Raw genomic sequence first — 11,244 nt, 5'->3', positions numbered from 1 at the left:
CTGCTCGTCCGAGCTGGACACGCCCTGCTCGAACTCTCGCCTGGCCGAGCCCAGGGAGCGGGCCAGCTTGGGGAGCTGGCTCCCGCCGAAGAGCAGGACGACGACGCCGAGCACGATGAGCAGGTCGGGACCGATGATGTTGGCGTACATAGGGGGCTCCTTTCGCCCCCTGACTACGACGCCGGGTCGCTTCCTGGATGTCCGCGGACCCGGGTCGACGGGTGTGTCAAACCAGGCTGTCGACTTTCCAGGCGTTGTTCGAGACCACCGTGCTGTAGGTGGTCGATACCGACACACCGGCGGGGCGGGTCCGCGTGGCCCGGACGTCGGCCTGGTTGCCGTGTGTCACGACCGAGTCGATATGGAACTTGTTGCTCCGATAGCGCCGGGACAGCTGGGTGACCAGGGGGCAGACCCCCGCCTCGCCCCGGAGCTGGTTCTGCAGTCGGCTCGACAGCTGCGCGTAGGCACCTCCGCAGTTGTTGGCCTCGATGCTGGAGAAGAGCGTCGTGACGGTTGCCGCCGGGCTCGAGCTGACCGAGCTGCCGCCTCCGCAGGCGGCGGCGCCCGCGACGAGCGCCACCGACGCTGCGAGCCCCGCGAGTCGCCGGACGGCGCGTCCATCCTGACGAGTGGCGGATGGCATCGATCCCGCGATCCGAGTCAACCCGCGCATTCCGGTGTCCTCCTGTCGCCGCCCAGTCACGCATCGGCTCCTGCGCGGCGCCGTCAGGAAGACCCTACCGCCGGTCGTCGCGGCGCCGGTGGAGGCGCCGCATGGGCCTGTCACCAGGCTCGAGGATCGATCCGCTTCGCTCAGGGCTCGAGGTGCAGCCTCGCACAGTCCTGGCAGGTCCCCACGACCTCGACCGTGTGGGCGATGTCGACGAAGCCCTCGGCCGCCGCGACCCGTGCCGCCCACCGCTCCACCGACCGCTCGGCGACTTCCACCGTACGGCCGCACGCTCGGCACACCAGATGGTGGTGGTGCTCGTCGCTCCCGCACCGTCTGTAGAGCGCCTCGCCGTCCTCGGCCCGAAGGCTGTCCACCTGCCCGGCGTCGGCCAGCGCCCGCAGCTGGTTGTACACCGTGGTGAGCCCCACCCGCTGACCGCGGGCCCGCAGCTCGGCGTGCAGGTCCTGGGCGCTGAGGAACCCGTCGGCCTCCTCGAGCACGGCCGAGAGCGCCCGCTTCTGGGGGGTCGACCTCGGGCGACTCGGCACGGACGGACGGGCAACGGCGCCGGTCACCGGGCCACGACCCGCACGTCGTCTGTCTCCACGGAGGGCAACGGTACCGGAGGCCCCTGTGCGCTCGGCTGGGGGGACCAGCTCATGCGCCCACTGTAGTTGCAACGGGAACGCTTTCGGATTAGGGTCCCGCTAACCGAAATGATTCCCACTAACAGGAGTCCGAGCAGATGATCCCCAGCGTCAGAAACCTCCGCGCCACCGCCGGTGCCGCGCTGCTGCTCATCGTGGCGGCGGCAGCGGCGTGCGGGTCGGGGTCCTCCGCCAGCCCCGCCGTGCCCAACGGCAAGATCCAGGTGACGGCGGCCGAGAACTTCTGGGGGTCGATCGCCTCGCAGCTCGGCGGCAGCAAGGTCGCGGTCACCAGCATCATCACCAATCCCGACACCGATCCGCACACCTACCAGCCGACGGCCAACGACGGGCGCGCCATCACGACGGCGGGGGTCGTGATCTACAACGGCATCGGCTACGACCCCTGGGTGCAGAAGCTCCTCGCCACCAACACCGGCACCGGCCCGACGACGCTCAACGTGGGCCAGCTGGTGGGGGTCCCCGACGGAGGCAACCCGCACCGCTGGTACTCGCCGTCCGATGTCCAGACGGTCATCAACACGATCACCGCCGATTACAAGAAGGTCGACCCCAACGACGCCGCCTACTTCGACACCCAGAACCAGTCCTTCGTGAACGGCGGCCTCGCCCAGTACAACCAGCTGATCGCCCAGATCAAGTCTCGCTTCCCTGGCGTGCCGGTCGGAGCGTCGGAGAGCATCCTCGCTCCCATGGCTCAGGCCCTGGGGCTCAACCTTCTGACGCCGCCATCCTTCCTCAAGGCCATCAGCGAGGGCACCGACCCGACCGCCCAGGACAAGGCGACCGTCGACGCGCAGATCAAGGGCCACGAGATCAAGGTGTACGTCTACAACTCCCAGAACGCCACGCCGGACGTGCAGGCCCAGGTCAAGGAGGCCAGGGCCGCCGGCATACCCGTGACCACGATCACCGAGACCCTCGCGCCGCCGAGCTCCACCTTCCAGGCCTGGCAGGTGCATGAGCTCCAGGGGCTCGCCGCCGCGCTGGGCCGGGCCACCGGGCGTTGACATGGCCTTGGATCTGAACGGCCACGACGACGATGCTGAGGCCGTCGCGACAGCCGCACGGCGAGATCACCGCCTGGAGGCGGCCCTGACCTTCGACCGCGCCGCGGTGCGCCTCGGCGGACGGCTGCTCTGGAGTGACGTGTCCCTCTCGGTGGCGGCGGGTGAGTTCGTCTCCGTCCTCGGTCCCAACGGAGTCGGCAAGTCGACGCTGATCAAGGCAGCACTCGGCCTCGTCCCGCTGTCGGCCGGTCGGGCCAAGGTGCTGGGCCGGCCGCCCGGCCGTGCTGGCCACGACATCGGGTACCTGCCCCAGCGCCGAAGCTTCGAGACCGGGCTCCGTGTCCGCGGGCTCGACATCGTGCGTCTGGGGCTCGACGGGGAGAGGTTCGGCGTCCCGTTACCCAGGGTCGGCGGCGCCTCCCGACGGGCGGCCGCGGCGCGAGTCGCCGAGGTCCTCGAGCTCGTCGGCGCGACCGACTACGCGGAGCGCCCGGTCGGGCAGATCTCGGGGGGCGAGCAGCAGCGCCTCCTCATCGCCCAGGCCCTGGTGCGCCGACCACAGCTGCTCATACTCGACGAGCCTCTGGACAGCCTCGACCTGCCCAATCAGACCGCCGTCGCCGCCCTCATCGAGCACATCTGCACCGACCAGGGCGTGACCGTGGTGATCGTCGCCCACGATGTCAATCCCATCCTGAGCTACCTCGACCGGGTGGTGTACCTGGGGCGGGGCGGCGCGGTGAGCGGCTCGGCCGAGGAAGTCATCACCAGCGAGACGCTGAGCCGCCTCTACCGGGTCCCCATCGAGGTGTTGCGGGCGTCGGACGGGCGTCTCGTCGTCGTGGGCCAACCCGAGGCCCCTGCCCACCACTCCGACCGGCACACCGGTCGACCGCGTCCGTGAGCACCATGGTGGCGGCGGCGAGCGGCTGGTCGTGGAACGTGGTCACCGATGTACGGCATCTCTTTGCCTATCCTTTCATGGTCAACGCCTTCCTGGCCGGCACGGTCGTGGCGGTGGCGGCCGCGGTCGTGGGCTGGTTCATGGTGCTGCGCCGGCAGACCTTCGCCGGGCACACCTTGGCCTTGATCGGTTTTCCGGGGGCAGCCGGTGCCACCCTGATCGGAGTCTCCGCCAGCGCGGGATATTTCGCCTTTGCCATCGTGGGCGCGCTCGTCGTTGCCTCGACGAGGGGTTCGGGGACCGCGTATCGGGGCTTCAGCGAGGAGTCGGCGGTGGTGGGCACCGTTCAGGCGTTCGCCCTGGCGGCGGGGTTCCTGTTCGTTGCCCTGTACCAGGGCTTCCTCAACGGGATCAACTCGCTGCTCTTCGGCACGTTTCTGGGTATCACCATCGGCCAGGTGTGGGTCCTGCTCGTCGTGGCCGTCGCCGCGCTCGTCGTGCTCGGCCTGATCGGTCGTCCCCTGCTCTTTGCCTCGGTCGATCCTGACGTCGCGGCCGCGAGAGGGGTGCGGGTGCGACTCCTCGGCGTGCTGTTCCTCGTCCTGCTCGGGGCGGCGGTGGCCGAAGCGAGTCAGATCACCGGGTCCCTGCTGGTGTTCGCCCTGCTGGTCATGCCGGCCGCTGCCGCCCAGCGATTCACCGCCCGACCGGTCGTCGGCCTTGCCCTGTCGGTCGTGATCGCCCTGATCGTGACCTGGGTCGGCCTCGCCGTGGCCTACTACTCGCCCTACCCCATGGGCTTCTACATCACGACGTTCGCCTTCGCCGTCTACCTGGCGTCCTTTGCCGTCAGGTATATCCTCGACCGCCATCGACCCGTGCCTCGCGTGGCGCTCGGCCCGAGGGTGGGAACGTGACGCCGTTCGTGGCCAGCACGGCGGGTGGCGGTCTGGCTGATTTCTTCGGCCATTCCTTCATCCGCTACGGCCTGCTGGCGGGCACGTTCATCGCCCTGGCTTCGGGGCTGGTCGGCTACTTCCTCGTCCTCCGGGCGCAGGTCTTCACCTCTGATGCTCTCGGCCATGCCGCCTACACGGGAGCTCTCGCAGCCCTCGCCCTCGGGGTCGATGCCCGCGTCGGTCTCTTCGCGGCGACGGCGCTGGTCGCGTTGGGTCTGGGTGTGCTCGGCGTCCGGACCCGGGCGGACGACGTGGTGATCGGGAGCGTGTTCGCGTGGATCCTCGGGTTGGGGGTGTTCTTCCTCACCATCTACACCACGAGTCAGAGCACCGGGAACGGCGCCGCCAGTGTGAACTACCTGTTCGGCTCCATCTTCGGGTTGTCCGGGTCACAGAGTGTGGTGGCCGCTGTCGTCGCCGGCGTCGTGAGTGTCGTCGTGGTGGCCATTGCCCGACCGCTGCTGTTCGCGACCGTGGACGAGGCGGTGGCCGCGGCTCGTGGTGTCCCGGTGAGGGTGCTCGGCATCGGCTTCCTCGTCCTCGTCGGTGTCACCGCCGGAGAGGCGGCGCAGGACGTGGGAGCACTGCTCCTGCTCGGGCTGATGGCCGCTCCCGGCGGCGCCGCCCAACGGCTGACCAGCCGCCCGTTCGTCGGGCTCGCTGTCTCCGGAGGTATCGCCGTGGCGTCCACGTGGATCGGCGTGATCCTCTCCTACCTGATCCCCAGCCTGCCGCCGAGCTCCGCCATACTCGGCGTGGCCACACTGACCTACGTCGCCGCCGCCCAGGTCGCACGCCGCCTCAGCCGGCGGGCTGGCGAGCGGTCGCGCTCGACCGACAACGAGGAGCTCGGCGCACGTGCTGCCTAGACAATTGGAGGGATCCACCGTCGCCATTCAGCCCGGCAATATCATCGTCAGCACGTGGCCGGCGACCTGATAGAGGTTCTGCAACACGAGAACTGTGAGATAGACCGGCTGTTCGAGGAGTTCTGCTCATCCGACGGCGAACCCGATGACCTACGGCGGGTTGGAACCGGCAAGGAGTTGGTGGATCGTCTGTCGATGCAGCACGCGGCCACCGAGGAGATCGTCCGTTTGCTGTTTCGGGACACGGGGCCAGGCGATCTGACCGAGCAGGTCGATCAACACACTCGTCGGCATCGACGGCTGGTCGGCGAGGTGGACGAGCTCAGCGCCGGCGTCAGCCCGCGGGACATCCGCCGCAGCACCGGTCGCCGCTTCGACGGCCTGATCATCGAGCTCCGCGATCTGCACCGAGAGCAGGTGAGATTCGAGGTCGACCACGTCATCCCGAGGATCCGACGCGGCATGTCGGCCGAGCGGCGGGAGCGGCTGGCCGGAGACGTCGAGCGGGTGCGGAGGCGGGCGACCACCCGCCCGCGGTCGAGCGGGGGCGCCCTGCCTAACGAGGGGTTACGCCCCACGCGGCGATGCTCCGGTCGCCAGGGTCCAGAACCTGCAGACCGAGCCCGCTGCGGAAGGCGTCGGGTGCACAGGTCATGGGCTCGATGGCCAGACCCCGACGCCTCCGGACCGGCTCGAGGGTGTCGCCGGTGAACACCATGACGAAGCGGATCGCCGCATCCACCCACACCTCGATGCGTGGCGAGCCGTCAGGGTGCTCGAGCACGACGCGGCCGACGCCGTCAACGTCCCGCTCGAGGTCGGTGTAGCACGAGTCGACGACGGCAGCGCCGATCGGACGGGCCTGCCGGTAGTCCCGCTCCGTGCCGGCCACCGCCAGGCTCCGACCGGTCGGGATCCCTCGCTCGTCCGCTTCGAGGACAGATGTCGCCGGCACGCGCAGGATGGCCCGGTCGACGAGGTCGGTGCGCACCGTGAAGTACGGGTGCTGCCCGAGCCCGTAGGGAAGGGGCTCGGATCCGAGATTGGTGGCGGTGATCGTGACCCGGAGGCCCGTGCCGGACAGCGTGTAGGCGACCTCGAGGCCCAGCGTGAAGGGGTACCCGACCTGGGGGTGCAGCACGTGGCTGGCGATGACGCGGTCGCGGCCGCGCTGGTCGAGCTCCCAGTTCGCCCACCGGACGAGTCCGTGGATGGCGTTGCCGCGCTCGGGCTCGGACAGTGGTGTCTGATGATCGGTCCCACCGAACTGGTATCGCCCGTCACGGATTCGGTTGGGCCAGGGGACGAGCAGCTGGCCCCGCCCTCCGCTGCTCATCTCGCCCTCGGCGTAGCCGTCGAGCACGTCGACACCGTCCACCGTGTAGGTGCGGAGACCCGCGCCCACTTCGGTCACCACGGCGCGCTGTGCACCGCTCGCCAACTCGGCCTGTCGCCCCGAAGGCTGCACTCGTAGACCCCTTTCGTGCTGGGCCGCTGCGGTTCCCCGGGTAACCTCTGGACTCATGCCCGGCGACGGGGGTGCAGACGGCGGATTCGCCCAGACGGTCCTGGTTGTCGGCGCCCATCCCGACGATATCGACTTCGGTGCCTCCGGAACGCTGGCCACTTGGACCGATGTGGGCGTCCGGGTGGTCTACTGCATCGTGACCGACGGCGATGCGGGTGGCTTCGACTCCACGGTGTCGCGGTCAGCCATGGTCGGGATACGGCGGGCCGAGCAGGAGAAGGCCGCCAAGGTCGTCGGGGTGGAAGAGGTCGAGTTCCTCGGCTATCCGGACGGCCGCCTGGTCGCCAGCCTGGAGCTGCGGCGCGACCTGGCCAGGGTGATCCGCCGCGTTCGCCCCGATCGGGTGTTGGCGCCGAGCCCGGAGCGCAACTGGCAGCGCATCCAGGCCAGCCATCCCGACCACCTGGCGGCCGGCGAGGCGACACTCAACGCCGTGTATCCCGACGCTCGCAACGCGTTCGCCTTTGCCGAGCTGCTGGAGGAGGGTTTCGAGCCCCACGTCGCCAGCGAGGTCTGGCTCATGGCCAGCCCAAGAGCCGACCACCTCGTCGACATCACCGACAGCATCGATCGCAAGGTGGCTGCTCTCCGCTGCCACGTCAGCCAGCTCCCCGATCCGGATGCCCTCGAGGAGCGGGTAAGGACGTGGACGGCGATCATCGCCGAGGAGGGCGGCCTGCCGCCGGGCCGGGCGGCCGAGTCCTTCCAGATCGTCCAGACCGGCTGACGCCACACCCGTAGGCTGGCGGGGTGGACGCGCTGGTCGTCGTCGGTCCTGGTCCGGCCCCGACGCGGCTCGCGGCTCGGGCTCGCCACCACGTCTATGCCGACAGTGCACCTCTGTCGCCCGACGCGGTGGCCGATCTTCGGGCCCGCATCCCACGCGACGTCGGAGTGCTCGGTCCCGCCGACGGCGCCGGGGCGGCGTCAGCGGCGGCGCAGCTGCACCAGGCCGGTCTGCCGGTGACCCTTTACACCGACGCCGCACCGGTGCCTGGTCCCGTGGGCGTCCGGGTGCTGCCGCTGGCTGACCCGGGCCCTCCCATGGAGGCCGTCGACTCGCTGCTCGATCTGATCGGTGACACGCCGCTCGTACGCTTGGACCGGGTGGGCAGAGACCTCTCGTGCCACCTGCTGGCCAAGCTGGAGCTCCTCAACCCGGGCGGCAGCGTCAAGGACCGACCCGCCCTCCACATGATCGACGCCGCCGAGCGCGCCGGCCTGCTCAGGGAAGGCGGGACCATCGTCGAGCCCACCTCGGGCAACACCGGAGTCGGTCTCGTGCTGGTCGCCGCCCGCAGACGATATCGATGCGTGTTCGTGATGCCCGACAAGATCGCGGCCGAGAAGGTCGATCTGCTGCGTGCCTACGGGGCCGAGGTCGTCGTGTGCCCGACGACGGTCGCACCCGACCACCCCGACTCCTACTACTCGGTGTCCGACCGGCTGGTCGCAGAGATCCCGGGCGCGTTCAAGCCGGACCAGTACGGCAATCCGGCCAACCCGGCCGCCCACGAGGCGACCACGGGCCCCGAGATCTGGCGGCAGACGGCGGGCCGGGTGACCCACTTCGTCGCCGGCATCGGCACCGGCGGCACGATCAGCGGGGTCGGCCGCTTCCTCAAGTCCCAGAACCGAGCGGTGCAGATCGTGGGCGCCGATCCGGAAGGATCGGTGTACTCGGGCGGAGGCGGACGGCCGTACCTCGTGGAGGGCATCGGTGAGGACTTCTGGCCGTCGACGTACGACCGCGACGTGGTCGACCGGGTCGTCACCGTGAGCGACCGCGACTCGTTCCTCGCCGCCCGCATGGTGACGAGGGAGGAGGGGATCCTGGTGGGCGGCTCGACCGGCACGGCGGTGCGGGCGGCGCTGGAAGTCGGTCAGCCCCTGGGTCCTGACGCCGTGGTCGTGGTGCTCGTCCCCGACTCAGGGCGGGGCTACCTGACGAAGCTGTACAACGACGCCTGGATGGCGGACTTCGGCTTCCTGCTGACGAGCGGGCAGACCACGGCCGGGGTGCTGTCCGGCAAGCGGCGTGATCTGCCGCCCCTCGTGCACGTCCACCCTGACGAGCCCGTTCGCCAGGTCATCGCCGTGCTGCGCGAGTACGAGGTGTCCCAGCTGCCGGTGCTCAAGGCCGAGCCGCCCCTGGCGGTGGCCGAGGTGGTGGGCTCGGTCGAGGACCGGGACCTCCTCGAGCGGGCGTTCCAGGATCCGTCGATCCTGGACCGGCCCGTGGGGGCGGTGATGGGCTCGCCCCTCCCGACCGTGGGCGTCGGGGAGCCGATCGAGGTGGCCGTCCGGCGCACCGAGGGAAGGGGGGCGGTTGTCGTGCTCGACGCGGGTCACCCCGTCGGCATCCTCACCCGGTCCGATCTCCTCGACTTCCTCGTCGGACGCCCGACGGGCCGGTCGAGCGGGTGAGCCGCCGTCGCCAGCCGGGCTTCGAGACCCGCGCCATCCATGCGGGCCAGGAGCCCGACCCGGCGACCGGAGCGGTGGTGCCTCCCGTCCACCTGGCGACGACCTTTCGCCAGGACGCCGTCGGCGAGCACCACGGCTATGAGTACTCCCGCTCGGCCAACCCCACTCGTCAGGGGCTCGAACGGCAGGTGGCCGATCTGGAGGGAGCGGCGTTCGGCTACGCCTTCGCCAGCGGCATGGCCGCCGAGGACGCGGTGCTGCGCGCCGTGCTCGGTCCGGGTGACCACCTCGTGCTGCCGATCGACGCCTACGGCGGCACCTATCGCCTGGTGGAGCAGGTGCATGCTCCCGCCGGCCTGACCTTCAGCGTCGTCGACCTCGCCGACCCGGCCGCCCTCGAGCGGGGATGGCGGCCCGGCACCCGCATGGTGTGGGTGGAGACGCCCAGCAACCCGCTGCTGTCGATCGTGGACATCGCGGCCGTTGCCGCCGTCGCCCACGCCCGGGACGCCCTCGTCGTGGTGGACAACACCTTCGCCACGCCCTACCTCCAGCGCCCCCTCGCCCTTGGTGCCGATATCGTCGTCCACTCGTCGACCAAGTACCTCGGCGGCCACTCCGACGTGACGGGTGGGTTCGTCGCCCTGGACGACCCCATTCAGGCCGAGCGGGTCGCCTTCCTTCAGAATGCGGTGGGGGCCGTGCCGGGCCCGCTCGACTGCTTCCTGGTCCAGCGGGGCGTAAAGACCCTCGCCGTTCGGATGGAGCGCCACTGCGCCAACGCCGTGGCCGTCGCCGGCTTCCTCGTCGCGCACCCCAAGGTGGCCGCGGTCCACTACCCCGGCCTGTCGACCCATCCGGGTCACGACGTCTCGGCCCGCCAGATGAGGGGTTTCGGGGGGATGGTGTCGTTCCTCCACGCTGGCGGAGAGGCGGCCGCCCTCGGCGCCGTGGCTCGGACCGAGGTGTTCGCCCTGGCCGAGTCGCTCGGCGCCGTCGAGTCGCTGATCGAGCACCCGGCCCGCATGACACACGCCTCGGTGAACGAGTCGGCCCTGGCCGTCGAGCCCAGCCTGATCCGGCTGTCGGTGGGCCTCGAGACGGTCGACGACCTGCTGGCCGACCTGGACCAGGCCCTCGAGGGCTGAGGCCCGCCGGGGAGGCGGCCCCGGGAGTGGAGCCCGCTCTCGGAACATCTGATCGGGCGCCGCGGTTGGGCATTTCATGACAGTGACGCTTACGAAGGACCTCTACACCGCTCATGCAACGGCCACCGGTGGCCGTGAGGGCCATTCCGGGACCGACGACGGGATCCTCGACGTCGATCTGGCCGTCCCGAAGGAGATGGGTGGGCCAGGCGGCGCGACCAATCCCGAGCAGCTCTTCGCCACCGGCTACGCGGCCTGCTTCCAGAGTGCGCTGGGCGTGGTCGGGCGCCGGCAGAAGGTGGACACGTCGCAGTCCAAGGTGAGTACCGAGGTGACCATCGGTCCGACAGCCGGGGGGGCCTTCGGCCTCAAGGTCGGCATCCACGTGTCGATCCCGGCGGTTGGGGCCGAGACGGCGCAGCAGCTCACCGAGGCGGCCCACCAGGTCTGCCCCTACTCTGTCGCCACGCGCGGGAACATCGAGGTGGCCCTCAGCTCCGACGGCTGAGGCAGCGCCGGACAGCGTCGACGCTTGTTCCCACCGCAAGCCCGTCGCGCTCCAACCATTCCTTGTTGCGTCGGTGGAGGTCGTCGGCGGGATCGAACCGGTTGAGGTGGACGAGCACGGCAGGGTGATCGACGGCATCGGCCGACAGCCGGACGAGGTTGAGGACGCCCAGCCCGGCATCGGCCACGAGCAGGACGATGTCGGGCCGAAGGGCCTCGGTCAGGGCGACGGCGTCACCGTCGGCGGCCAGCGGCGACCGCACCCCGCCGGCCCCCTCGACGAACCCGACCTCGATGCCCTCGGGCCAGGTGAGCTCCCCGATCAGGTCCGAAATGGTGAACGGCGCGCTCCCCAGCGCCTCGGCCGCCATCGGCGGCGCCATGGCCAGCGCATACCGGCGGTGCGGCGGACACACCTCGTCGAGGTGCTCGCCCGACGCGCCGGCCAGCACCTCGGCGTCGGTCTGCTCACCTTGCCCGAACGACTGCACGGGCTTGCGGACCCCGACCCGCCGGCCGTCTCGGCGCAGCCGCTCGATCAGGCGCGC

Annotated in this window: 14 protein-coding genes; 8 read left to right on the top strand and 6 right to left on the bottom strand. The window is 70.4% G+C overall.

What is annotated here, in order from left to right:
* From VGF64_07035 to VGF64_07025, 3 genes are all read right to left on the bottom strand, one after another.
* On the bottom strand, nt 1-150 hold a 150-nt coding region (locus tag VGF64_07035; protein ID HEY1634495.1), incomplete at its 3' end, for a twin-arginine translocase TatA/TatE family subunit.
* A gap of 76 nt (nt 151-226) precedes the next feature.
* On the bottom strand, nt 227-583 hold the full coding sequence (locus VGF64_07030; GenBank protein HEY1634494.1) for a hypothetical protein: 357 nt from the start codon (nt 581-583) through the stop codon (nt 227-229).
* A 233-nt stretch (nt 584-816) separates the two neighbouring features.
* Entirely contained in the window at nt 817-1,224 is a 408-nt protein-coding gene (locus tag VGF64_07025) for a Fur family transcriptional regulator (protein HEY1634493.1), read from the bottom strand.
* A gap of 197 nt (nt 1,225-1,421) precedes the next feature.
* Here VGF64_07025 and VGF64_07020 point away from each other — a divergent pair, with 197 nt between their 5' ends.
* From VGF64_07020 to VGF64_07005, 4 genes are read left to right on the top strand one after another with little or no spacing between them, the layout of a single operon-like run.
* A complete protein-coding gene (locus VGF64_07020; GenBank protein HEY1634492.1) occupies nt 1,422-2,354 on the top strand; it encodes a zinc ABC transporter substrate-binding protein in 933 nt (310 codons plus the stop codon).
* A gap of 1 nt (nt 2,355) precedes the next feature.
* Nucleotides 2,356-3,258, top strand: a complete 903-nt coding sequence (locus VGF64_07015) for an ATP-binding cassette domain-containing protein (GenBank protein HEY1634491.1) — start codon at nt 2,356-2,358, stop codon at nt 3,256-3,258.
* 5 nt (nt 3,259-3,263) lie between these two features.
* The gene (locus VGF64_07010; GenBank protein ID HEY1634490.1) at nt 3,264-4,175 is read left to right on the top strand and encodes a metal ABC transporter permease; all 912 of its coding nucleotides are present in this window, start codon (nt 3,264-3,266) and stop codon (nt 4,173-4,175) included.
* Complete coding sequence (locus VGF64_07005; GenBank protein HEY1634489.1) at nt 4,172-5,086, top strand: metal ABC transporter permease; 915 nt, start codon at nt 4,172-4,174, stop codon at nt 5,084-5,086. Before VGF64_07010 ends, VGF64_07005 begins: the two co-directional genes overlap by 4 nt.
* A 150-nt stretch (nt 5,087-5,236) precedes the next feature.
* Here VGF64_07005 and VGF64_07000 read toward each other — a convergent pair whose 3' ends face one another.
* Nucleotides 5,237-5,524, bottom strand: a complete 288-nt coding sequence (locus VGF64_07000; GenBank protein HEY1634488.1) for a hypothetical protein — start codon at nt 5,522-5,524, stop codon at nt 5,237-5,239.
* 118 nt (nt 5,525-5,642) lie between these two features.
* On the bottom strand, nt 5,643-6,554 hold the full coding sequence (locus tag VGF64_06995; GenBank protein ID HEY1634487.1) for an aldose 1-epimerase family protein: 912 nt from the start codon (nt 6,552-6,554) through the stop codon (nt 5,643-5,645).
* Nucleotides 6,555-6,609: 55 nt separating this feature from the next.
* Between VGF64_06995 and VGF64_06990 the strand changes: the two genes are divergently transcribed.
* The 4 genes from VGF64_06990 (at nt 6,610) to VGF64_06975 (ending at nt 10,697) form a co-directional block, all read left to right on the top strand.
* Nucleotides 6,610-7,341, top strand: a complete 732-nt coding sequence (locus tag VGF64_06990; GenBank protein ID HEY1634486.1) for a PIG-L deacetylase family protein — start codon at nt 6,610-6,612, stop codon at nt 7,339-7,341.
* 23 nt (nt 7,342-7,364) lie between these two features.
* Nucleotides 7,365-9,041 carry a cystathionine beta-synthase gene (locus tag VGF64_06985; protein ID HEY1634485.1) on the top strand — a complete coding sequence of 559 codons (1,677 nt, stop codon included), beginning with the start codon at nt 7,365-7,367 and terminating at the stop codon, nt 9,039-9,041.
* Nucleotides 9,038-10,189, top strand: coding sequence for a cystathionine gamma-synthase (locus VGF64_06980; protein HEY1634484.1), 1,152 nt, complete (start codon nt 9,038-9,040; stop codon nt 10,187-10,189). Before VGF64_06985 ends, VGF64_06980 begins: the two co-directional genes overlap by 4 nt.
* A gap of 76 nt (nt 10,190-10,265) precedes the next feature.
* Nucleotides 10,266-10,697 carry an organic hydroperoxide resistance protein gene (locus tag VGF64_06975; GenBank protein ID HEY1634483.1) on the top strand — a complete coding sequence of 144 codons (432 nt, stop codon included), beginning with the start codon at nt 10,266-10,268 and terminating at the stop codon, nt 10,695-10,697.
* Here the strand turns inward: VGF64_06975 and VGF64_06970 are convergent.
* On the bottom strand, nt 10,681-11,244 hold a 564-nt coding region (locus tag VGF64_06970), incomplete at its 5' end, for an AAA family ATPase (GenBank protein ID HEY1634482.1). The genes VGF64_06975 and VGF64_06970 overlap by 17 nt on opposite strands.

Source organism: Acidimicrobiales bacterium (assembly GCA_036491125.1).
Lineage (GTDB): Bacteria > Actinomycetota > Acidimicrobiia > Acidimicrobiales > AC-9 > AC-9.
Note: the sequence above shows the minus strand (reverse complement) of the source record. Positions and strands in the feature narration are given on the sequence as shown.